This is a genomic window from Ruegeria sp. A5, from assembly GCF_056543005.1.
On sequence record NZ_JBQGAV010000003.1, the window covers coordinates 85,399 to 109,645 of the forward strand.

17 protein-coding genes are annotated in these 24,247 nt (G+C 54.9%); 13 read left to right on the plus strand and 4 right to left on the minus strand.

The annotated features are described in order from the left end of the window. The first annotated feature begins 1 nt into the window (after nucleotide 1). The 7 genes from ACR0AY_RS08805 (at nucleotide 2) to ACR0AY_RS08835 (ending at nucleotide 7,003) form a co-directional block, all read left to right on the plus strand. Nucleotides 2–769 (plus strand): SDR family oxidoreductase, encoded by a 768-nt coding sequence (locus ACR0AY_RS08805; protein ID WP_170511739.1) that lies wholly within the window; start codon nucleotides 2–4, stop codon nucleotides 767–769. Further along, nucleotides 769–1,788 carry a LacI family DNA-binding transcriptional regulator gene (locus ACR0AY_RS08810; protein WP_170465610.1) on the plus strand — a complete coding sequence of 340 codons (1,020 nt, stop codon included), beginning with the start codon at nucleotides 769–771 and terminating at the stop codon, nucleotides 1,786–1,788. Before ACR0AY_RS08805 ends, ACR0AY_RS08810 begins: the two co-directional genes overlap by 1 nt. Beyond that, on the plus strand, nucleotides 1,785–2,774 hold the full coding sequence (locus ACR0AY_RS08815; protein WP_170422637.1) for a nuclear transport factor 2 family protein: 990 nt from the start codon (nucleotides 1,785–1,787) through the stop codon (nucleotides 2,772–2,774). The genes ACR0AY_RS08810 and ACR0AY_RS08815 overlap by 4 nt, the downstream gene beginning before the upstream one ends. A 152-nt stretch (nucleotides 2,775–2,926) precedes the next feature. Continuing rightward, entirely contained in the window at nucleotides 2,927–3,889 is a 963-nt protein-coding gene (locus tag ACR0AY_RS08820; protein ID WP_480454025.1) for a cupin domain-containing protein, read from the plus strand. A 102-nt stretch (nucleotides 3,890–3,991) separates the two neighbouring features. Further along, the gene (locus tag ACR0AY_RS08825; protein ID WP_480454027.1) at nucleotides 3,992–5,116 is read left to right on the plus strand and encodes a cobalamin-independent methionine synthase II family protein; all 1,125 of its coding nucleotides are present in this window, start codon (nucleotides 3,992–3,994) and stop codon (nucleotides 5,114–5,116) included. Next, on the plus strand, nucleotides 5,113–5,817 hold the full coding sequence (locus ACR0AY_RS08830; RefSeq protein WP_170511744.1) for an alpha/beta fold hydrolase: 705 nt from the start codon (nucleotides 5,113–5,115) through the stop codon (nucleotides 5,815–5,817). The genes ACR0AY_RS08825 and ACR0AY_RS08830 overlap by 4 nt, the downstream gene beginning before the upstream one ends. Nucleotides 5,818–6,280: 463 nt before the next feature. Further along, nucleotides 6,281–7,003, plus strand: coding sequence for a response regulator (locus ACR0AY_RS08835; RefSeq protein ID WP_170511746.1), 723 nt, complete (start codon nucleotides 6,281–6,283; stop codon nucleotides 7,001–7,003). On the opposite strand, the gene ACR0AY_RS08840 is transcribed toward ACR0AY_RS08835, so the two are convergent. Next, nucleotides 6,982–8,394 (minus strand): ATP-binding protein, encoded by a 1,413-nt coding sequence (locus ACR0AY_RS08840; RefSeq protein WP_170511748.1) that lies wholly within the window; start codon nucleotides 8,392–8,394, stop codon nucleotides 6,982–6,984. The two genes, ACR0AY_RS08835 and ACR0AY_RS08840, sit on opposite strands and share 22 nt — an antisense overlap. 264 nt (nucleotides 8,395–8,658) lie before the next feature. Here ACR0AY_RS08840 and ACR0AY_RS08845 point away from each other — a divergent pair, with 264 nt between their 5' ends. The 6 genes from ACR0AY_RS08845 (at nucleotide 8,659) to ACR0AY_RS08870 (ending at nucleotide 21,204) form a co-directional block, all read left to right on the plus strand. Beyond that, nucleotides 8,659–10,434 carry a type I secretion system permease/ATPase gene (locus tag ACR0AY_RS08845; protein ID WP_170511750.1) on the plus strand — a complete coding sequence of 592 codons (1,776 nt, stop codon included), beginning with the start codon at nucleotides 8,659–8,661 and terminating at the stop codon, nucleotides 10,432–10,434. 39 nt (nucleotides 10,435–10,473) lie between these two features. Next, the gene (locus tag ACR0AY_RS08850) at nucleotides 10,474–11,805 is read left to right on the plus strand and encodes an HlyD family type I secretion periplasmic adaptor subunit (RefSeq protein WP_480454028.1); all 1,332 of its coding nucleotides are present in this window, start codon (nucleotides 10,474–10,476) and stop codon (nucleotides 11,803–11,805) included. A gap of 322 nt (nucleotides 11,806–12,127) precedes the next feature. Then, the gene (locus tag ACR0AY_RS08855) at nucleotides 12,128–12,808 is read left to right on the plus strand and encodes a hypothetical protein (RefSeq protein ID WP_170511754.1); all 681 of its coding nucleotides are present in this window, start codon (nucleotides 12,128–12,130) and stop codon (nucleotides 12,806–12,808) included. A gap of 310 nt (nucleotides 12,809–13,118) precedes the next feature. Then, nucleotides 13,119–15,908 carry a calcium-binding protein gene (locus tag ACR0AY_RS08860; RefSeq protein WP_480454030.1) on the plus strand — a complete coding sequence of 930 codons (2,790 nt, stop codon included), beginning with the start codon at nucleotides 13,119–13,121 and terminating at the stop codon, nucleotides 15,906–15,908. Between the two features lie 355 nt (nucleotides 15,909–16,263). Further along, entirely contained in the window at nucleotides 16,264–18,858 is a 2,595-nt protein-coding gene (locus ACR0AY_RS08865; RefSeq protein ID WP_170511758.1) for a hypothetical protein, read from the plus strand. A 417-nt stretch (nucleotides 18,859–19,275) separates the two neighbouring features. Next, complete coding sequence (locus ACR0AY_RS08870) at nucleotides 19,276–21,204, plus strand: heparinase II/III domain-containing protein (RefSeq protein WP_480454032.1); 1,929 nt, start codon at nucleotides 19,276–19,278, stop codon at nucleotides 21,202–21,204. Nucleotides 21,205–21,409: 205 nt separating this feature from the next. On the opposite strand, the gene ACR0AY_RS08875 is transcribed toward ACR0AY_RS08870, so the two are convergent. Genes ACR0AY_RS08875 through ACR0AY_RS08885 form a run of 3 tightly spaced genes read right to left on the minus strand, consistent with a single transcriptional unit; the run spans nucleotide 21,410 to nucleotide 24,228 of the window. After that, a complete protein-coding gene (locus tag ACR0AY_RS08875; protein ID WP_170511762.1) occupies nucleotides 21,410–22,327 on the minus strand; it encodes a lysylphosphatidylglycerol synthase domain-containing protein in 918 nt (305 codons plus the stop codon). Between the two features lie 4 nt (nucleotides 22,328–22,331). Next, nucleotides 22,332–23,165 (minus strand): class I SAM-dependent methyltransferase, encoded by an 834-nt coding sequence (locus tag ACR0AY_RS08880; RefSeq protein WP_170511764.1) that lies wholly within the window; start codon nucleotides 23,163–23,165, stop codon nucleotides 22,332–22,334. Between the two features lie 13 nt (nucleotides 23,166–23,178). Then, nucleotides 23,179–24,228, minus strand: a complete 1,050-nt coding sequence (locus ACR0AY_RS08885; protein WP_170818297.1) for a glycosyltransferase — start codon at nucleotides 24,226–24,228, stop codon at nucleotides 23,179–23,181. Between the last annotated feature and the right edge of the window lie 19 nt (nucleotides 24,229–24,247).

Genomic DNA, 24,247 nt, shown 5'->3' on the forward strand with positions numbered 1-24,247 from the left:
TATGTCCCAATTTCCCAGCACCCCAAGTTTCAATCTTAACGGCAAACGCGCATTGGTCGCGGGCGGGTCGTCCGGTATCGGCATGGCCTGTGCCGTAGCACTGGCAGAGCATGGTGCCGAAGTGACACTGGCGGCGCGGCGCAAGGATGCGTTGCAGAATCTGGCAACAGAGATGACCGCTCGGGGATGGTTGGCGAATATACTTGAACTGGATGTTTCTGACGTTGCAGGCACTGCTGATGCTGTGGCGCAAAACGGGCCGTTTGATATCCTGCTGAACTCAGCCGGTCTGGCCCGACACAGCAGGGCCGTAGACACACGGCCCGAGGATTTTGATGCGGTAATGGATGTCAATGTCCGAGGGGCCTATTTTCTGACCCAAGCGGTGGCGAAAGGACTGTTAGAAGCTGGGCGCCCCGGATCGCTGATGAACATCTCCAGCCAGATGGGCCATGTAGGCGGGCGAGAAAGGGCCGTCTATTGCGCTTCAAAATTCGCGGTCGAAGGCTTTTCCAGGGCGATGGCGCTGGAGTTCGGTCCTGCAAAAATTCGGGTCAACACGATCTGCCCAACTTTTATTTTGACCGATTTGACCAAGTCGACTTTTGATGACCCGGACAAGCGCGCATGGATATTGGACAAGATCAAGTTGGGCCGCCCGGGCGAGATCGAAGACATCATGGGGGCAGTGGTTTATCTTGCCTCGGATGCATCGGCTTTGGTGACGGGCACCGCGTTGATGATAGACGGAGGTTGGACAGCAGACTGATGGCGGCGCAAAAAGTTACATCCATGGAGGTCGCCCGCCTCGCCGGGGTCAGTCAGTCTGCCGTTAGCCGTGTGTTCACTCCGGGGGCGTCAGCCTCGAAGAAGACGATTGAAAAGGTGCGTCAGGCCGCCAAGCAACTGGGCTATCGGCCGAACGTCCTTGCGCGTGCCGTAGTGTCCGGCAAAAGCCGGATCATTGGGCTTGTTGTGGCGTATCTGAATAATCAGTTTTATCCTGAAGCACTGGAAAGGTTGACGAACACGCTGCAGGAGCGCGGCTACCATGTGATGATATTCATGGCGTCGAACCAAGCCGAAAACGTCGATAGCGTGGTTGAGGAATTGCTCGACTTTCAAGTCGACGGCATAATCGCGGCATCGGTGGCCCTGTCGTCGACCTTGTATGAACGTTGTCGGACCGTGGGTGTACCGATGGTGTTGTTCAATCGGGCACAGGATGACCTCACTATGTCATCGGTTACATCCGACAATGTCGCCGGTGGCCGAAAGGCAGCCGAGTTTCTGCTGGCTGGCGGTCATGAGAAGATCGGATATATCGCCGGGTGGGAGGGCGCTTCGACCCAGCGCGATCGTGAAGCGGGGTTCGTAGCGGCCCTGCAAGAGGCGGGTGTCAAACTGCACGCCCGTGGAGCCGGAAACTTCATCGCAGAACAGGCGCGTGAGGCAACGCTACGCATGTTCGCGTCCGATCCACCGGACGCTGTGTTCGTGGCCAATGATCACATGGCGATCTCTGTGATGGACACGCTGCGGTTCGAGTTGGGCCTGCAAATTCCGGCCGACGTCTCGGTTCTGGGATATGACGATGTCGCCGTTGCCTCTTGGCCAGCCTACAATCTGACAACTATTCGTCAGCCTGCCAATCGGATGGTTGCCGAAACCGTCGATATTCTACTTAGCAAGATCGAAAATCCCGCTGCTGCGCCCCGCCGCACCGAGATTGACGGACCTTTGATCGTTCGCGGCTCCGCCCGCATACCTGAAGGATGGAAGACATGAAGGGATTTGATCCCAAATTCAAAGATTTCCCGGATTATATCATCGGCATCACCAAAGAGATTTGGGAAGACCGTGGCATTGCGACTCTGCATCAATATTACAGCCCAGACATCGTCGTCCGCTCGCCCGGTTCGGTTGTGTTGGGTAACCAGAATGTCATTGGTGCAACAATGGCCACGTTGGCCGAGTTCCCCGACCGTCAGCTGCTAGGCGAGGATGTGATCTGGTCGGGCACCCCGGAAGAAGGCATGCTGAGCTCGCATCGTATCCTGTCGACCGCCACGCATCGGGGCAATGGTGTCTATGGCAAAGCCACCGGAACACGCTTGCGATACCGAATTCTGGCCGACTGCCACGCCATCGACAACATGATCGATGACGAATGGCTGATCCGAGATCAGGGTGCGATTGTCCGGCAAATGGGCTGGGATCCCAAGGAATATGCCGCCGATCTGATAGCGCGTGAAGGTGGGGCCGAGGCCAGTGTGAAGCCTCTGTCACCCAAGAACGACATCGAAGGCCCCTACAAGGGGTACGGCAATGACAATGAATGGGGACACCGCCACGCGGATCTGCTGACACGGATAATGAATGCAGATATGGGCGCGATTGAACGAGAGTATGACCGAGGCGTGCAGACCGAATATCCCGGCGGTGTCACGGGCCATGGCTGGGATTCGGCTGATCGGTTCTGGATGTCTTTGCGTGCAGCCATGCCAAGCGCAACCTTCACCATCCATCATCAGATCGGGCGCGATGATCCGAATATGCCGCCCCGCTCGGCCCTGCGCTGGAGCTTGCATGGCAAGCATGACGGTTGGGGCGTGTTCGGCAAACCAACAGGTGCTGAGTTGTATGTGCTGGGGATCAGCCATGCCGAATGGGGCGAGTTGGTTGGAGGCGACATCAGGCTGCGACGCGAATGGACCTTGTTCGATGAAACCGCGGTCTGGAAACAGCTTCTGTTGGAAACCGGGGATCTCTGATGCCTCAAACGCGCGTCGCATTGGATGCCAGTGAAGGAACCCGGCGGTACCACGGCCACCGGGCGTCCTTGCGGGCGCGGCGGCTGAATAATCGCCCTCCGGGTGCATGAGGATCGAGACCTCTTGTACCAATTCAATGAACGGAGACTATTATGAGCACGATCCAACAACGCATTGTCCGCTACGGCGAACTGCAGCCTTGTAAAACCGCATTTATTGACGCGCACACGCCCGGTTCGGACCAGAAGGAAAACTTTACCATCGTAGGCGGTGGCGTATCCGAAAGCCCCGATCAGCATGTCCACATCACCGACAAAATCGGTTTCAATATTGGCGCGGCGGGGCAACCTCCGAAATGCCGGAATTCGCTGCACAGCCACACCACGGCCGAGGTGTTCTTTGTCGCCAAAGGACGTTGGCGGTTCTTCTGGGGTCGCTATGGCACTGCGGGTGAGTTTATTGCCGAGGAAGGTGACATATTTAACATTCCAACTGGCATCTTTCGCGGTTTCGAAAATGTCGGGCAGGATTATGGGATGATCATGTCGATCCTGGGCGGCGATGATGCGGGTGGCGGTGTCACCTGGGCACCACAGGTGATCGAAGACGCGCAGGCGCATGGGCTGATGCTGGGCGACAATGGCGTGCTGTATGACAGCAAGAAGGGTCAGGAACTGCCCCACAACGTGCGCCTCATGCCGCTGCTGACCGAAGAAGAGCTTAAGAGCTATCCGGAAGTTCCGGTCGAAAATGTTATCGGCAAATATGTGGCACGCTATTGGGATCTGATGGCGCTTTCCGCTAACAAGCCAGCCAAAGTTATTGGCGAAGATGCCCTGATCAAGGATAAGCCGGGGTTTGAGGTCGATTTCCTCGGACGCGGCTCTTGTTTGAACGAACCCGTCGCGGCGCATATGCCCGTCGTCCTCATGCCTGCGAGTGGTCATTGGCGGATTACAGTCGATGGCTATGAAACAACTTTGTCCGCAGGCGATACAGCGCTGGTTCTGTCAGGTGAAAGCTACAGTATCGTGCCCTCAATGACCGGAGAGGCCGGTCTGTATCGTATCACGGCAACGGACGATCCCGCCGGTACTACCTGGACCGGTGCATAAAGGCAAAGCTGCGCGCTCCGATCTTTTTCGGGGCGCGCAGTATGTGACCCGTGCTTCACTTTGGACTCGGCACAGGGAAGTAATTGAATTGGAGATGACAAGATGACCCGAATTTCAACCACCCATGTGGGAAGTCTGCCGCGTAGTCAGGAAGTCGTCGATTTCATCTTCGCGCGTGAGCGGGAGGAACCGTTCGATCAGACAGATTTTGATGCCTGCATGACGAACGCGGTGTCCGAGACCGTAGGCAAACAGGCTGCAGCGGGGATCGATATTGTATCGGATGGCGAGACCTCGAAAATCTCTTACGCGACCTATGTCAAGGACCGCTACACCGGGTTTGCAGGCGACAGCCCGCGCAACGCTCCGGCTGATCTGAAGATGTTTCCGGGCCTTCTTCAACGTTTGGCGAATGATGGCGGAACTCCGCAATACGCGCGGCCCATGTGCGTAGGCGATGTGCGCTCGAAAGGGCAGGGCGAGTTGCAGAAGGATATCGACAACCTCAAAAGAGCCATGGTTGAGCACGGGATTGAGCGCGGATTTATGAATGCTGCCAGCCCGGGTGTGATCTCTCTTTTTCTGCAGAACGACTATTACCCGACGCGCGAGGCGTATTTGGCCGCGCTGGCCGATGCGATGAAATCCGAATATGAAACCATCGTCGCGGCGGGCCTGGATCTTCAATTGGATTGTCCCGATCTTGCCCTGTCGCGCCATATGCTGTTCACCGATCTTTCTGACGAGGAATTTGTCAGTATTGCCGAAATGCATGTCGAAGCGCTGAACCATGCATTGCAGGATGTGCCCGCCGACAAGGTTCGGGTTCACATCTGCTGGGGCAATTACGAAGGTCCGCATTGCTGCGATATCGGAATGGACAAGGTGTTCTCGACTTTGATGTCAACCAAGTCGCGCTATGTGCTGTTTGAAACCTCGAACCCGCGCCATGCACACGAATGGTCGGTGTTCCGCGACCGCAAGTCCGAGATACCGGATGACAAGGTACTGGTGCCGGGCGTGGTCGATACCACCACGAACTTTGTCGAACACCCTGAATTGGTCCTGCAACGCCTTGAGCGGTTCGTGAATATCGTAGGAGCGGAGCGGGTGATTGGCGGATCGGATTGCGGTTTTGGCACTTTTGCGGGGTTTGGCGCTGTCGATCCTGATATCGCCTATGCCAAACTGGGTGCGCTGGCCGAAGGGGCTGCTCTGGTCAAATGACACCACTTGTCCTTTTGCCGGGCATGATGTGCGATGCTCGGCTATTCTCGCCGCAAATTGGTGCATTGTCTGGCAGATATCCGATATTTGTCGCGCCCATTGGTGCGCATGATACGATGCAGGCTCTGGCCGCCGAGGTTTTAAGACACGCGCCCGACCGGTTCGCATTGGCCGGTCTTTCCATGGGAGGCATTGTTGCGATGGAAATGCTGCGGCAAGCACCGGGGCGTTTAGCGGGGATGGCGTTGATGGACACCAACCCGCTGGCAGAGGCGGATCAGGTCAAGGCGAGGCGTGAGCCCCAGATAGAGGCGGTTAAAAACGGTCGGCTACGCGATGTGATGGCCGAGGAAATGAAGCCCAACTATCTGACCGATGGCCCTGATCGACAGGCAATTCTGGACCTATGCATGGATATGGCTATGGCCTTGGGGCCGGAGATTTTTGTTAACCAATCCAAGGCCCTACGAGATCGCCCGGACCAAAGTCACACATTGCGCGCTTTCAAGGGAGCTGCGTTGGTCCTTTGCGGCCGTCATGACGCGTTATGCCCAGTCGAACGCCACGAATTGATGCATGACCTGTTGCCGCGAAGCCGGTTGGAAGTCATCGAACACGCGGGCCATTTGCCAACTCTGGAACAACCGCGGCAAACCACGGCGGCGCTGCTGCGCTGGCTGGAGACAATCGAAGCAATCTAAGCCGGATTTCCGCAAGGCCGTAGATAGCTCTGGTGGAAACTGACTACGATATTACTCTGTCGGACTTGGAGCCTCTTTCGTAGCGTGGATGCAGCAGTAACGTTTAAGGGTTTCAGAAGCACCCAAATCTTGTTCAGAGCCTACTGTCGTGATCAAAACTGCACTTAAGTCAGGGTGCACGCGATACACCAAATACAAGGCCTGCTACCAAGTCTCTGACGACGATTGCTTCGTTGCACTCAGCCACCTGCGGAATGTGGTGGAAGAGGGAGAAATTTGCTGTTCGGCGTAACAAACTTTTTAATCGTCCGGAATGCGCCAATCGATGATTGTCTGGTCTAGCCATGAGTGGCGATTGCGGTCGCTGCATACCGGACAGTTTGATCGTTCTCTGCAACATTGACAGCTTCGAATAGCAAATGTTGTTATCGTAACGACAGGCATCGTCCCGAGGAGAAGAGCTATGCAAGACGTCGCGGATCAATCCGCTGGCTATGATGAGCACATTCTGATTTGTGACGATGACATCGAGTTTGCTCAGGGTGTTTGTGCATTTCTGACTGACAAAGGGTACAAAATCGAACATGCGCAAGATGTACCCGCTGCGCGGTTGATGATGGCTGATGAAACCTACAGCTTGTTTCTGCTGGACCTCGTGATGCCAGGAACTAGTGGTAAGGTGTTATGTCACGAGATCGCTTCGCGCATAGATGCCGGGATCATCATGATCAGTTCGATTGATGACGACGCCGAGCGGATTTCCCTGCTGGAACTGGGCGCGGATGATTACATCATTAAACCATTCAACGAGTTGGAACTCCTCGCGCGCGTGCGTGCTGTGCTGCGCAGGCGTGCTGGTGGAACGCAGGGAAAATCCCGGGTTACCCGGTTCGGAGAATGGGAGCTTGTTGAAAACGAGCGGCATCTCAAAAGCGAGGATGGTCGGCTCATCACCCTCACCTCAAGTGAAGTGCGCGTCATGCGGTTTTTTGCTGAAAATCCGGACGTGTTGTGCACCCGAGAAGACCTTCTTGCCGTCGCTCGAACGCGGCAGCATGGCGGAGCAGGGGACAGGAGCGTTGATGCTCTGATCAAACGGTTGCGGTCGAAGATCGAGAACAATCCATCAAATCCGGAATATATTCGAACGGTCTGGGGGCAGGGTTACATCTTTCGTCCAGGCTGAACTCCGGAATCAAGCGGCAAAAGCACATTAGCCCTAAGGCCCCCGCTAGGGCGGTTTTCAAGCGTAACAGTGCCCCCCTGATCGACAACAATCGCCCGGACAATAGCAAGGCCGAGGCCTGTGCCGGGTTCGGTGGCTCCAAGTCTCTGGAAAGGCTCAAACGCTGTTTCAAGTTGTTCGGCTGGGATACCTGGTCCTTCATCGTCTATGTGAATTGCGGCCATATCATTCGAGGTGGTCAAAGAGACACTTGTTCGGCCCCCGTATTTGACCGCATTTTCCAACAAGTTTCTAAGAACCCGGGCTAGCGCGTTGTGTCTTCCTTTGACCACCGCAGATTGTTCGATGGTGCAGGTCACATCGCGACCCGCCTCAACCTGCTCGTCTACCAACGCCTCAACCAGTGAGCGCAAATCCAGGCGTGCAAGCTCTCCATCGTGATGCGTTTCACGATTGAGGTCGGTGACGGAGTTCACAATATCGCTGATGGTTTCCAACCGCTTGAGCAGTTGCTCTTTGGGTGCTGTTGGTTCCAATTTCTGGATCGCATCGTGCATCCGGGCAATCGGTCCCTTCAGGTCATGCCCGAGGCTACGAAGCAAGGTTGTCTTGTACTCAAGCGCCAGAACAATCCGGGCTTCCATGCGATTGAACGCAATAATTGTGTGGCGGATATCAATGGCACCCGCCTCGACGAGTGGGCCGACTTCTTCACCCCGCCCGATCAACTCGGCATTGACGGCCATCGCGCTCAGTGGTCGCATCACTTTCTGAATAAGAAACGCAAGTGCGCAAAGCAGGGTAAGCGCGACCAGACTGTCGATTGAGCCAACGATGACCAAAGGTACAATGTTCTTGTTTTTCATAAGCAAATAGCAGTTCAGCCATTCGTCATCATCCTTGAGCCGGACCGAAAAAACGCTCACCAGAAACGCGTCAACGCTTTCTGCATCGATAGGTTCGCCCGAGTGGCTCTTGAACAGTTGCAACAGCGCGCTTTGGTCGTGTTTGGCGTCAACGACCGTGTCTGCCACGGACAGTTCCGCGACGGCGATCCCGCGGTGTTCCAGCCGCGCCGTCAGCCAGTTAGCCAGATTCGGGCGGTCGCGGCCATTGGCCAAAGTGGTTGCTGCATCCTGCGTGCCGACCCTGACACTCCATTCTGCAGGAAAGAAACCAAGCGCTGCTTCGGAGCGGCTGTCAGGAGGCACGCGGGCCAGGGTTGAAACCACCTGCGCAAGAAAGGCATCGCCCCTGTTTCGGATCTCTTCAGCGCGAGAGTTTCGGATCTGGACCACGTCGGTGACTACCGAGAACACGCCGACAATCGTCCAGCTGATAAGCACGATGCTCATAACTTGTGTTCGAAGTGTCAGATCATTCCAGCGCATTGCGCGTAGGCTCCCTGTCCCATCCCCCTCACTTGGGACGCTAATTCAAATACCGCCGCATTCCCAAGCGGAAATTGCAACCACCATGCCGCTGATGACGCAAAGGGGTTTCGCCCGCCGGTACCGCACTCCCAGGCACGCGGTTTCGCCAGCTCGGCAAACAACCGGCCAAATTCGTCAATTGAATCAAAGTGTGACAAGCCCTTGGGGCATCGGCGGCTGGTCTCCAAGTATCACCCACAGAGTTTTTATTGGGAGCCAGCTATGTCAAAGCATTCATCCGTTCATCCACAACTTGCCAGCGCCCGGCGCGCGCTGAGGGGCAATCTGATTGCCACCGGCGTTTTCAGCGGTGTTGTGAACCTATTGATGCTGACAGGGCCGATTTTCATGCTTCAGATCTATGATCGCGTGATGTCTAGCCAAAGCGTGAATACGCTTGTCGCGCTCAGCACACTTGTCGCCGGTCTGTACTTGTTCATGGCCTTGATTGACGGCGCGCGGACCCGTGTGCTGGTTGCCATGGGGCATCGCTTTGAACAAAGGCTCGCCCGCACAGCGTTTGATTGCACTTTGTCCGAGCCGTCGCGCAACCGTCCGGGTGGCAACCCTGCGGCGGCAATTCAAGATGTCGAAAAAATTCGCGGTTTCCTGTCGGGTCAGGGTGCCGGAGCTTTGTTCGATCTGCCGTGGATCCCGGTCTATCTGGGATTGGTTTTTGCCATGCACATGTGGCTGGGTATGGTCGGTGTAATTGGCGCGCTGGCATTGGTTGCCATTGCCATCGTTACGGATATCAAGGTCCGCGCTGCCGCGTGCGTTCAGTCTGAGCATTCAGCCAAGCGCAATCGTCTGGCAGAAGCCGGCCGCCGGAATGCCGAAATGGTTCGCGCGATGGGGATGCAGTCCAATCTGGGCAAGACCTGGCAGGATGTGAACGATCTCCACCTTGGTGCGAGTGCTAAGGCGGCCACTACTGTCGGAGTGTCTGGTAGCTTTACCAAGGTGTTCCGCCTGGCACTTCAGTCCGCCGTTCTTGCGGTCGCCGCTTATCTTGCCATCCATGGACATATATCGGCTGGCTCAATCGTTGCGGCATCGGTCATCATGTCCCGTGGCTTGCAGCCTATCGAGACTCTGGTCGGTAGTTGGCGCAATCTGGTTGCTGCCCGGCAAGCATGGGCTCAGCTGAAGCAAACTCTTTCTGGTGACGAAGCTGTCCGTCGTATTTCCATGCCCAAGGCACAGAAGTCGCTGACCGTTGACGGCCTGATCGCTGCCCCTCCGATGGCCACTGCCGCTGTTCTCAAAGGTGTTGGTTTCGATATGAAAGCTGGCGAGGCACTGGCTGTGATTGGGACGACCGGCAGCGGAAAATCAACCTTGGCGCGCACACTTGTTGGTGCATGGTCGGCGGCCAAAGGCAGCATCAGTCTCGACGGTGTGCCGATCGACCAGTACCTGCCTGAGGAGCTTGGCCCCCAGATCGGCTTTCTGCCGCAGGATGTTGAGCTCTTTGACGGAACGATCGCCCAGAATATCGCGCGTTTTGATCCCGAGGCGACGGACGAGTTGGTGATTGCCGCCGCCAAGGCAGCGGGTGTTCACGAACTGATCGCTAGCTTCAAAGACGGCTATGCCACCTCGGTTGGCGAGCGTGGCGCGGCCTTGTCCGGTGGTCAGCGACAGCGTGTTGCCCTTGCACGAGCGCTTTATGGTGATCCATTTCTGGTGGTTCTGGACGAGCCCAACTCGAATCTGGATGCCGTGGGTGAGGCCGCACTGAACCATGCTATTCTCGCCGCCAAGGCACGCGGGGCGATTGTGATCGTCATCGCGCACCGGGCGAGCGTGCTGGGTTCAGTCGACAAGATTCTGATCATGGAAGACGGTCGCGCCGGAGATTTTGGTCCTCGAACAGAAGTGATGGAGCGGTTGCGTCAACGCAATCAGGCCGCCGCCGGAGCTGCACAGCCTGCCGCTGAACAGAAGACCGTCGAACAACCCCAACAAATAGAAATCGTTGCCGCCACGGGTTGACCCAGGCCGGCGCTGTAAACAGAATGAATGGAGGAAGTCATGAATACCAACAAGAATTCCAACACGAAGACCGAAGGGTTTAGGGATCGTTCTGCCCGATCCATCGGCTTTGGTCTGGTCGCAATTGCAGCGCTCGCCATAGGATTCGGTGGTTGGGCGATGAAAGCCCCGATGTCCGGGGCGGTCGTGACGGCTGGTAGCGTGGTGGTCTCGTCCGACCTCAGAGCTGTGCAACATCCCGACGGAGGTATTGTCGGCACCATTCACGTCAAAAACGGAGATAGGGTTGAGGCTGGCGATGTTGTTCTGACACTTGATGATCAGCTGTTGTCAGGCAGCCAAGCCTTGGTCGATGACAGGCTCGTGGCGCTTGAAGCGCAGTTAGTTCGTTTGACGGCCGAGCGCGATGGTCTGGACGATCTCGTACTGTCCGAGGAGCTTGCGTCTCGGAAAGACGAAGACAAAATTGACCGCGCACTCGCAACGCAGCGCGCGGTGATGGAAGCACGTCGTCTGTCGCAGGATGGTCAGGTCGCGGCCTTGGAAGAGAAAATCGAACAGGCAGAGCAGGAAATTGTGGGCCTGGAGGCGCAGCGCGAAGCTTCCGAAGAAGAGATCAAACTGATCGACAGCGAATTGGAGGGTCTGACGCAGCTCTTTGAAAAGGGTTTAGTGCCAGGCACCCGGGTGACGACTTTGCAGCGTCAAAGAAGCAGTCTTGTCGGTAATAGTGGCGGCCTGACCTCTCGGATCGCAGTCGCCCGTGGTCGTATCAGCGAGACGCGTATCCATATCCTGCAACTGGAAAAGACTTTCCGCGAGCAGGTGATGAACGAGATCTCCTCGCTGGAGGTCGAACTGGATGGCTTGAAAGAACGTCGGAGCGCGGCCGCGTTGCAGCTGGCGCGGGTTGACCTTCGGGCTCCGGCGGATGGCATCGTGCACGAGTTGGGTGTGCATACAATCGGCGGCGTGGTGTCTCCGGGCGAAACGCTGATGCAGATCGTGCCCGAGGATGACGGGTTGGTGGTGACCGCTAGTGTCATGCCACAGGACATCAACAATGTCGCCTTGGGCCAGGCTGCGAGCGTTATGATCGGGGCGTTCGATCAACATGTTGCCCCTCGGTTGGATGGGCACGTTGAGTTTGTCTCGGCTGATTTAAAAACAGATCAGATGACTGGCTTACCCTACTACGAGGCGCGGGTTGCTCTAAGCGAGGAGGCTGTCGGACTTTTGTCTGACCGCCAGTTGAGCCTGCTGCCGGGTATGCCGGCTGACGTCTTCATCGAAACCGGCGAACGGACCCTGTTACAGTACCTTCTTGATCCTCTCAGTAAGCAAATCCGGACCACGTTCCGGGAGGTCTGATCGATCCGATGATGTGAGCTGCCCAATAGGAAGAAACAGCTAAAACCAGCGCCAGAAATGGCGCTGGTTTTTTCGATCCTAAAGGCGAGGAGGGGCGTTGGTGGTACCTGAGCGGGTGCTGGTTCACATCTTGGAGGCGCTCCTGTGTGAAAAGAGATGATGTCCGGCTTGGGAGCCTATTTTTGTCATACTTTGTAACAATTTAGCCCCCTTTTTCGCGTTGTAATGAAGGGGCCGGATAACCACCTTTTTGTTATACCCGAGGAGGAAGTTTCTAAGATTTTTTGGGTGCTAAACAAAGTGTGTAACAAGGAGAAATACAATGAAACATGTAACCACTACGAGCTTCGAGAAAGCCAACGACGATGTCATCGCCGTGCCCCCGATTCAGCCTTTTCCAAAGTGCGGAACCGAGGTGCCAAATGATGGTGAAGACCTGGTGGCTGTAAATCCGTTGCCAATTGATCCGCTGGTTGCCGATCCCATCGAAGATCTGGTTGCCGTGAACCTGCTGCCTTTTGGTGCGGTTCCTGCCGGTGAAGCTGACGACGTCACCGCAGTTTCCCCGATCATGCCTGACCCCCGGTGTGGTACCGAGGTTCCGCAGGATGGTGAAGACCTGATCGCAGTAGCCCCGCTGCCTTATGGTGCGGTTCCTGCTGGTGAAGGTGACGATGTGACCGCAGTTTCGCCGATCATGCCTGATCCCCGTTGCGGCACCGAGGTGCCTCAGGACGGTGAAGACCTGGTTGCGGTCGCGCCGCTGCCCTATGGTGCAGTTCCTGCCGGAGAAGGCGACGACCTGATCGCAGTAGCCCCGCTGCCCTTTGGTGCGGTTCCTGCTGGCGAAGGTGAAGACCTGATCGCTGTGAACCCGATCATGCCTGATCCGAGATGCGGCACCGAGGTTCCGCAGGATGAGATGGAACTGTCGGCAACGACACCTCCGCCGCTGTGCGAAATCGTTCCGACCGACAGCTTCTTCGTTGATCTGGTCGCGTAAATGGAGCGAGAAGGTAGCGATCCGCTATCGCTGCATAGCCAAACTCCGAGCGCTCTGGTTTCGATCGAGCCAGGCGCTCGGGCAACCAAAGGGAAAGACAGAACTCACCGGTTGGAGCCTGAAACGGCGCCAGCCGGGTTGTCTGTTTTCTCATGCTTTGATTTCTATTTTTGTCATACTTTGTAACAGCTTAGACCTCCCTTCGTTGTTGAGATGCGCGCCGGGAAAGACCACATCTTCTTTATTATCTGTGATGAGGATTGGCCCGATTTCCGTGTGCCGAACATCCAGAATAGTGAGGAGAAAGAAAATGAAACATGTAAACAAATCCAACCATCACCCTTTTGCGATGGGTTCGGTCAAAACGGGTGAGTTTGTCGAAGAACAGAACAAAGAGCTTCTCTCGGTGAGGACGAGCGGTGAACTGCCAGAGTCTTCTGGGCAGGCGTCGCTTGCTAACTCCGATGCATCGATCTTGCCAGAAATCAGCGCAGACACGTCCCATGAGGTTCAGCTGTCAGGCGCGGCCAATGAAGTTGATCCCGAGATTGGGATGACCCCCGATCAGATGCACTTCAACGGCTATGATCATGAGTATTGGTCCAAGAAGTCTTACCAGTATCCAAACAACTGGAGCCGGATTGAAGTGACCGAAATGGTCAAGGCCGGCTATGTAAAATGGATGGGGGAGAACGAGACCAACTTCACCAATAACATCTTCCATCATTTTGACCACAAGAAAGGCGGCAAAAAAAGCGTCGTTTATAGGGTCGAAGAAGGCGTGATCGGGAATGACAATTCCAATGTAATCTATGGCGCGGACACGCATCGTGGCAGCTCGTACAAGCACGACGACAAGATCTTTGGCATGGGCGGAGATGACATGATCTTTGGCCTCGCTGGCAATGACACGCTCAGCGGTGGGTCAGGCCATGATTATATCGATGGCGGCGCTGATGACGACTTAATTTATGGTGGCATCGGCAACGACGTTCTGTTGGGGGGAACCGGCGTCGATACGCTTTATGGCGGTGCCGACAATGATTGGCTCTATTCCGGTAACAGGGATGGTCAGGTCGGGCATGACCAGTTGTGGGGCGGCTCTGGCTTTGACACATTCGTGCTTGGCGATGCAAATGCGCCCACAAACGATGGCAAAGACTTTACGGACTACATGGCCAATGGATTGTGGAAAGGCATGGGTGCGGCTGCCAGTACGATCCTGCCCGGGCCGCTGGGCGGCTTGGTGAAGCTGTTCTTTGGAATGGGAGAAGCGCTCTCGAATATGGGCGGCCAGGTCGGCGGCGAGTTCCAAGATGGCAATGCCACGCATGTGCGTGATTTCGATCCGACACAGGATACGATCATCATTCCATTGACCGAGGACAACTTTGACGACATCACAATCAAACATGATGGTCTGCCAAAGGCACAGGCGTTTCGGATCTACGATGAATCGAACGACACACCCAAACTGATCGCTGTCATCTACTGGGACGATCTGAAAAACTCTTTCCCTTCAAGTTTGGATTGGGATAATCTAACCACCCGGAAGGCTTGGGCAAATCAGATCATCGAAAGCGCGCTTTTCATCGACAAAAACGGTGTCGACATGAACTCGGGCCAGTCCTTTGATTTGCCAAACGGATCGCTTGACGCATTGGGCAGCAGCAAGTTCCTGATGCTGGGCGCCTATGGCGGCACCGAGATTTATGGAGAAGATGGTGTTGCTGATAAACTCTTTGGTACGGATTACGGCGATATCCTTATGGGATATAACCGGTTCGGCAAAGACGGTGAGGCAAGTAAGGCCGGTGATGACAGCTTTTGGGGCTTTGGCGGCGACGATCTTTTCATCGCCGGGTCTGGTTTCAACCACATCTACGGTGGCGAAGGCGACGACACCATTGCGTATCTGGATGCCAGCAGTGGCGTCACCGTGGACATGCGCAAAGAAGACGGCAAAAGCTACTTCGAGGTGAACGGCGTTGAATATGACGGTCAAACAAACGCGCAATGGCGTGACTATGTCTACGAGATGGAAAATGTCATTGGCAGCCAGTTCGATGACCATCTGATCGGCGATAGTGGCGACAACATCCTGAACGGGATGGATGGAAACGACATCCTGGATGGCGGAGCAGGCGACGACACGTTGGTTTCGGGTGAAGGCAACGACATTTTGACCGGTGGCAGCGGGAAAGACACTTTCGTTCTGAACGGTGGTGAGAACACGATCACCGATTTCGACGCCAGCGAAGGCGATCGGATCGAGATCGACCTCGACGCTTACGGGATGTCCGGCTGGTTCGATTTGGATCACCGCATCGAAAACGGTCAGATCGTTCTGTTCAATAAGCTGACAGATGAGATCATCGTGCGCTATGACGATGACGGAAACGGTTTTGACCCGTCCTACATCGACCTGCGCAGCCTGGTTGGCGACGACAAAGGCGGTTATCAGGTTGTCTATGAACCGCCCTTTGGCGCAAACACGCTGGAGTGGTTCGAGAAGTACGGCAACCGGATTGATGCCGAGGTGGGCGAAGAGATCACCACCGTAGATGGCACCGATAGCTGGGACTATATGGTTGGCGATACCGGCAGCGGTGGATTGACCCTGAATGGTGGTGCTGGTGATGACTACATTGTTGGCGGTGCGCTCAATCAGTTCGCTACTCTGAACGGCGGCGACGGCAATGACACCATCGTGATCCGCAAAGGCGCGATGATCACCAATGCAAATGGTGGAGACGGCAACGACGTCATCATCCTTGATGCAGACCAGTCTTCAGAAGCCGGGTTTGCCAATATGTTCGGTGGCGAAGGCAGCGATACTTTTGTCATCACCGGCCCGGGCAGCCAGTATGGTGGTCAGGTGATCCGGGATTTTGAGGCTGACGACTCGATTGTTATCGATCTGGAAGGGTTCGGGATCTCGTCTCTGGATCAACTTCAGATCGAATGGCGTTCCAGCACTCACTGGGTCACGGCAAATGGCCAAAAGGTGATCAGCGTACAGGGTGTTGATGAGCATTTCGATGTCATGCAGCACATCAGCGAGCTGACGGCTCAGCAATCACAGGATTGGGGTCTCTGATCATCGCCTGATAACAAAAAAAACGCCTCAGCCGGTCTGGATCGGCTGAGGCTTTCTTAACAGTTCGATCTGGCAATAATGCAAAGTTAATTATTGCGACATTCCAAATTTGGCGAAGACTCGCGCAACTACACCGATCTTTTGCTCAAACCCCGCCATAACCCACTGACCTACAGCGTTTTTTAGCGCATCAAAAGGTTGGCCTAGGCCCGCATCCGCTCAGATTAATTCGTTAATGAACTCTTAACGTGTCCTGAACTTCTGACTTGTTACGCAAGTTGGGCCTGAATTCATCGGGCTAATAAAGCCGAAATACTTGGGCTGAAACAACGACAAGATGGGAGTCTGTTTCAAGATGAGTAATGGAACATATGAAGAATTTCGCGACGCTTTGCGTGCATTTGAATCTGGTTGGGATCGAGATCGATACGACGCAGGAATCATTCAGGATTGGCAGCTGAACCAATGGGCGGGAGGGGCCGTTGCCGACTTCTATCCAAGCTATTCCAGCTGGTCTGATCTAAGCAGTGATGAATGGGACGCGATGTCCTATCGCTCGATGAACTCGCTTGGTTTTGTTGGATATCAGTTCGGCGAGGCGCTGTTAATTGACCTCGGGTATTACACCGATGATGTCTATTATAGGAATGGCGCGGCTTCGAACACCTGGGATGGCACATGGACCGGTAAGAACGGGGTGAATTCGCTGGCAGAGTTCACAACCGCCGAAGCGCAGGAGCGCGCGATTCAAGAAGCTTTTGGCTACAATCTTCAAGTCATCGAAACCGGGCTGGGCTATCAGGGAGAGAGCCTGTCCGACTATCTCGGCACGACACGCACTTATCTGGAAAATGGCCAGGCCGTCTCTGTCACGCTCAGTCTTACTGGCATAATGGCCGCCGCGCACCTGCGGGGGGCATGGGGTACGTTGGCTCTGCTTCAGGGTGGAAGTGTATCCACCGATGAATACGGTACTTCGATCCTGCGGTATGTCTCGCAATTCGGCGGTTATGACGCGCCGAGTATCGAAGACGCTATCAAGGTATACACCGACGGTGTCTTGCCCACGGATACAAATGGCGGCACCGATAACGGGAATACGTCGCCGCCCGTTGTCCCACCGGTAATACATCCGGAACCCACGGAACCGACCGGCAACGGGACTGCTGACACCACAGAAGATACTGCGGATGTGGTGATTAACTGGGCTTGGGGCACGAATGCAACGATCCCGGATTTCGACCCTACGACAGATACGATCTTCATCGCATGGGTCGGTGCCGACGCGTTGGAGGTTGCCGAGGTTGATGGCGCGGTTGTGTTCTCGATCCCGTCCAATAACCAGGCCACGACCCTCAGCGGTGTGACACTTGCTGAGCTGAGCCCGGCAAACTTCGCTATTCTGGACAATACCGCCGCAGCTGAAGTGCTTGGGCTGATAGGCACTGATGGTTCAATGCCGACCAGCGGTGGCGATGGTGGCGGAGATGGTGGTGGCGGTGGCCATAGCCACCAACATATGCACGTCATGCTGGGCCTTGCCAGCGAGGCACAGACGGTCGAAGGCTTCCTGCCCGCGATGGGAGATGTCATTGAAATCGGACCGGACATTGGGACTGATAACTTCTCGATTTTCGAAGAGAGTGGGGACGCTCTGGGGCAGACCGTTAGAATTGAGCTGACCTCGGGCAATGTAACCAAGCAGATCGTATTCACTGGCTTTGGCCTGTCCGATCTTTCGCTCAGCAATTTCTCTATCACGGATCAGACGGTGTTGAACGAAGTGTCCACAGCTTTGGGGCAAGTTATCGTCTCGCCGGGAGACGGAGAGGGCTATGACCTCAGTTATGATGCAGACGGGTCAAACCCGCCCGCGATCACCGGCAATACAGACACGGGCGGGGTGAAATACCGGGCCGATAGCAACGCTGACGACATAACCGGATTCCGCCCCGGTGTGGACGAGTTGGACTTTGGCGGTACGTCGGTTCACGGCATGATCGTCACCAAATCCAAGGCCGGCGAGATTGTTATCGACAGCCCATGGTCGGACGCGGCGCAAATCGTGCAAGGTGTCACCTTCCAGGACGTGACCATCGACAGCTTTGGTGTGGTCGGCAACGAACACCTCCGTCAGGATATGGGCGGCGTTCTTAGTTGGGAGCAGGGCGTAGGACCTCGCGATGCTGACACAGTCTATGTTCGTAGCCACGAATATGGCGTGCACGAAGTTATTGACGGCTTTGATCCTTCAACGATGAAGATCAGCTTCCTGTATTTCGGAACCCGCGAGCGGCTTAGCGTCGAGGACAGTAGCGATGGTCTGGTGATCTCATCCTTGCCGACCGGACAAAGCATCACGCTGACCGGCGTGACCAAGGCTGACCTGATCCCGGGTCTGGTCGAATTCCATTTTGATCAGGTGATGGAAGACAATCTCGAGGTACCATTTGGCTTTGACCAGAACGATGTGACGTTGGTTGCTCGCACCATACTGCTGACCCCACAGGCTCCTGTCGGGGCGACGACAGACGGTTATCAGACACGGGTCGGAGATCTGACAGGGGGATCGACCCAACCAGATATCGGTAGTGGAACCAACGAACCCGGAAACAGCCAAACCCCAGGAGTTGTGACCTTCGGCGCTGAAGTGGATGTGGCAGAGCTTACCTGGAACTGGGGGGTAAAGACCCAGATTATCGGTTTTAATGCCGATGAAGATATCATCGATTTCAACGCTTTGAGCGAAAGCGATGTGTCGGTCACCGAAATTGATGGCGATCTTATCTTTGAAGTTATCGGAAATGGCGGCCATACCGTTACACTTCAGGATGTTCAGGCCGAGGATCTGGATCTTGGCAACCTGACGGCTGATGACTGGAACAGTGTTGCCGAAGCAGAAAGCGCCCTGACAGACCAACTTGAAGCGCTCGGCATGTCCATCGCCTGAGGCACTCCAATAAGTGGTTCCCGGTCTGCGCTAGGCCGGGAACGAAAACAAACACATGAAAATCGATGGGCACTGGCCTCGTTTCCGGTTCGGTTCCGTGATCAAGCCATGCGACCATAATATTAATGCTCGGATCGCTTGCGCTAGGTTCTCGTGGCTGGCTTTCTTATCGTTTGTCCTTCCGGCTCTACTTAAACACTACTCCAATAGGCTGCCGGACGGGGCGTTTAGCATATCAATTTGCTAAGCCGAACTAATCGGATGTCTTTGACAGAATTTGGCCACCGCTGCAGAGTCGGGTTGCAGGTGTTTCCAATGCGGAAGAAGTCCATGATCGCGACCGTTAGAAGTGTGAATCCGATTAAAGCCTTCTTTTTGTTCGTTTTGTCCTTCGCTTGTTTTTGCGCTACAAGCGCTTTGTCCCAAAACTCAGTGCCGCAAGTCGTTCTAACGGATGAGATCGTCCAGCGCATAGAAACACAGCGCGCAGCCGATCAGGTGTTCGCGGCTGACTATCAGGCATTGATTGAGAGTGCAGAAGCGCATTTGCAGTCGCCTACTATTGTTGAGGCAGTTCGGAATGGAGATGGTCAGCTTCACGAAGCTTTTCGTGGATTTGGACAACGTCCGGTCGAACGCCTCACCACACTGGCTTTGGCTTGGCGATTGACCGGTGACAGTCGCTATGCCGATCGCGCCAGAACCGAACTCTTGCAATTTTCGGAACTGGAGACATGGCAGCCCGCACACTTTCTGGGATTAAGCCGTGTCACATTGGCGGTGTCGCTCGGATACAGTTGGATTAGTGACAATCTGGACGAAGAGGATCATCAAATCATTCGATCGGCACTTGTCGAGAAGGGGTTGAAAGAAGCCGCCAAAATCTACGATCTGGATACGCATTATTATGACAAGGGTTGGATCGCCCCCCAACGCTGGGTGAACCCAGTGTCTGTTCCCGCATCGCTTCCTGATGGGACGGCTACCGCAGATATCGCCTGGCCCGTTGCTTCCTTCAACTGGAACATCGTTTGCAATGCAGGAATGATCGTCGCTGCTCTGGTTGTGTCAGAAACAGAACCGGAACTGGCTGATCATATTATTGAGCAAGCGCAGGTTTCACTTAGAAATGGGTTGGCAATGTTTGCTCCGGATGGTGCATGGCCAGAAGGACCGATGTACGGGGCTTTGTCCGCCCGGGACGCGGCGGTGGCGTTTGATGCGCTTGTTTCCGTCCTCGGGCATGATTTTGATCTCTCTAGAATGGTAGGGTTGGAGGATTTTGGGGAGTTCCTGATCCATGCATCTGGGCCAACTGGCATGCTGTTTAACTTTGGAGACAGCGATACAAGCACTGACCTTGTTGTGTTGACCTGGTTGGCGTCGCGGTTCAATCGCCCGGGCTACGACATTAAAATGAATAGCAAAATGCGGTCTTCCCTTCCAGCATTCGAGCTGATCTGGCAGCAGCGAAGCAATAGTGAACCAATCACTGCCCGATCAACATCCTATTGGTCTGGAGGGCTTGGGATCGTAACCATGCGGTCTGGTTGGAATGACCCTAAGGCCAGCTATATCGGCCTCAAGGCTGGGCCGCTTAGCAGCCATCACAATGACCTTGATGCGGGCACCTTTGTGCTTGAAGCTGACGGTGTACGTTGGGGGGTGGATCTTGGGCTCGGAAATTACCAATTGCCCGGCTACTTTACTGACAAACGTTTTGACTATTATCGAACCGCCACGATCGGGCAGAATACGCTGACCTTTGACATGGCAAATCAAATCGAAACGGGGCGGGCCTATGTTGAGGAGTTGGCGCAGTTTCCAGGCTTCGATTTTTCAATCGCCGATCTTTCAGACGCCTATGGAAAGCCCAAGGGAACGGTCAGACGAGGCATAGCTCTTGTCGATGGAACGACAGTGTTGGTTCAGGATGAAATTAGCCCTGATCAACGGGGGCGGGTGGCGTGGGCAATGCATACCGAAGCGCAGGTAACGGTTGATGGCTCCAAGGCCACATTGCGTCAGGATGGGAAAGAACTAACCGCGCGCATACTGTCGCCGCCAAACGCCACCTTCTCTCAACTTTCAGCCAATCCTTGCGAAACGGCATTCAATTCTGACTGTGCGATGCAGAATCCGAATTCAGGCGTTACACGGCTCATGATCCAGCTTGATCTTGATGAAAGCGACAAGCGTGAAACCATTGCCGTTACTTTTGAACCTGATGCACAGGCCGCAAACAAGCCGGTCATCCCGTTAGGTGAGTGGCGACTGAACGCGACCCTCTCGAACGATGTTGCGAAAAAGCACATTGATCGGTTGCCTGCTGAAAACTCACGATAGGTTTGGGTCAAACTTTGAACGACCTCAACCCTGGCTTTGGGCGATACTGGGTGCGCTCAAGGAATGTAGTACGCACCAGAAGTCGCACTATGTTTGGAAACGAATAGAAGACGGCACCCTAGCGCCTGAGGCAGCGCATGGCGACCTTCAGATACGATAGACTCCGCAGCAAATTGTCTGGTTGACCTGATCCAAATTTTGAAACCTATACAGCTTCGTGCTCACCACTGCTTAGATATCGGCGCAGGGTTACGCCAAGCCCAAACACAGCTACATCCCCCAGAACCGAGATCGCGCGATGCGCGATCGCAGCGCTTAGACCGACTCCCTGATCAATGAAAAGGCCAAGTCCGAGAGCAATAATTCCGTCTCGAATACCGATACCACCGGGTGCGCCCGGCATCAGAAAACCGATGACCCAGGCTGTCGAAAAGATTGCGATGCATTGCAATATACCGGCACCACCCTGAGGGTAGATCGCCCGTGCGACACACCAAAGTGACAAACCCAGCATCAAAAAGTTGAAGCTATGCAGAAACAATAGGATCAGGCATTTTGAAAATGTAAGTTTCGGTTTTCCCGCTTTGCGCCAAATCACAATCTGGCCAATCATTATGCAGGCCAGAATTCCGAAGAAGATGATTATCATCTGTCCATCGAGCCAGGATTCTGGAAGGTCTGCCGTCACTGCGGCGACAAGATCAGGCATGATCAAGAACACAATTCCGACGACCAGAGCACCGCTGGCGAGCAGAAAACCGATCTCGAGCAACAGAGATGACGTAATAATTGCGGATGGCACTCCATCACTCCGTGCGAGGGCGAAACGTCCCAAAAGGTGGGCAACATTGCCGGGGATGTATTTCCCGATCTGCGATACCATTAACTGACTTTCAGCGCGTGTGCGCGTTAGGGCAACGTCATAGATGTTTAGCGTCATCCCCCAAGCCACAGCACCTACGAGCTGCGACAGCACATAAAGGGTAAACCCACCTAGCAGTGCATAACGGGCGCGGCCTGACCCGAAGTCGAGCACTGCAATGTCTCCTGCGTGTCGAACCAGAATGATTCCGATGAAGATCAGGGCAGCAGCGGTGCCGATATAGCGCAGGGCGGTAGCCATGTGTTTACGTTTTGCGCGCCACTACAAGAAAACCATTTCCAAATTCGGTGTTAAGGAACGGGCGTTGTAGCTGGAAAAAAAGCCGCATGACCGTGACTGCGGGTACGGAAGAAAACACAGGCCAGAAGCGCCGCTCAATGGAACGATCGCTACCGCTCTCGTTGGTAAGGTCGTTCGCTGTTTTACCAGATTTGGCGTTGGTTTCTAATATCTGCCCATAGGCCCGAGCACGCCAATACTCCATAATATTGGCCAAAGGAAAACCGTAGCACTCAACAGTTTCGACGGTGAAGCCGGCGTCCTGAACCGAATGTACTAAAAGTTCTTTACTGTAGCGTCGAACATGCCCTGCCCAAACGTCGGCCGCATTCCAGCGGGATGGGTGCGCAGGCGTCGACAAGATCATTGTTCCACCGGGTTTCAGATAAGTTTGCCATTCTCTCATGGCCTCAATATCTTGCTCCAAGTGCTCAATCACTTCAAATGACATGATCAGGTCGAAGGAGTTTTTCCAGTCCGGGTCAAGCTCGGCCAACAGTGTCATAGGGCTGGCTTGAGTGTTGAGCTTATCTGCCAGTTCAAGGGCCTGCTGCGAACGATCTACGCCATAAGCTTCAAAACCCTGTTCTGCCAGTTCTGACAATAGCGCAGCCGGTCCGCACCCGATATCAAGCACTCTGCAAGGCATCAGATTTTTGAGATGCCGCATAACCCGATCACGCCTTAGAAGATACCGCGGCGCGGGCACCCAATTGGATTGCGGCAGGGCCGGGCCAAAGTGCCTGTGATAGATGGCAGAAGCACTATGCTCTGCGGAATTAATGGCGGTATCAGTCATGTCGACCACAGTTTTATCCGGCTTGAGGTGCACAATGAAACAAGTATCCGCAAAGAGTCCGCGCAATCTCATGCGGCTGGGCCATTTTCAGTTTGTCTTCAGGCATTACCGGATAGCCCTCGTGCCTCAATTCAGCGATGGCATCCAGCAGCGCTTCGGGATTTGAATGAGGGATAAGCTTCACCCCGAGAGCTTCGGTGCCGAATGTTTCGATCATGGCAGGTGAGCTTCGGGTGATCACTGAACGCCCTGACAACAGCGCCTGATAAACCTTGTTCGGCACCACTGACGCAGCCTTGCCAGAGGCGCCAAAAATGCCGAGGCAGATGTCGGCATTTGAAATTGCCTCGGTCAGTTCCTCATAGGGAACCCACTTCTGCCAGGAGATATGATTATGCTCCGCATCCACCAGAGCTGTCTCGAGCAATAGGCGCTCTTGCCCGGTGCCAATCAGGTGCCAATTGATATCGCGACCTCGATCCGAGGTAGCAGCCGTCAATATCGTTTTAAGCCCATGCAGCGGGATGAGCTGTCCGTAAAACAACACTCTAGTGGGACCGTCGTGGCGCGCAGGAGGAGGCAGACGCTGGAAGGATCCCGGCTCAGCTCCCACCGGCACTGCTCCAATCCTGGATTCAGGCAAATTGAAGATCCGTGCAATATGCTCGGCATGCGCCTTCGTATCGAGCAAGACATGATGCGCTGCCCGGCAGGCCAGCCATTCAGTGACCCAAAGCATCCGGCCCGGCAGTGACTTGGCCCCAACCATACTTCGATCGTTAACGACAGTGTCGTAAAGCGAAAGGAACATGTCCCAGGTGATCTGCCGCCGACGTAGCAGGGCAAAGGGCCACAACACCAATGTATCGAGCGCGCCAAGATAGGGAACCATCACTGCATCATGACGAGGCGCACGCAAATAATGCAGGATCAGAAGCGGATAGGCCAAGAGCGCGCTGAACAACACTCGGATCATTACAGCCATGTTCAACTGGCTTTTATCCGCGTGTTTGGGCCAAATCTCTGCGTGGATTTCAATTACTTCTACGCCGAGCTCTTGCAATCCAGTTCGGAGAATTCGA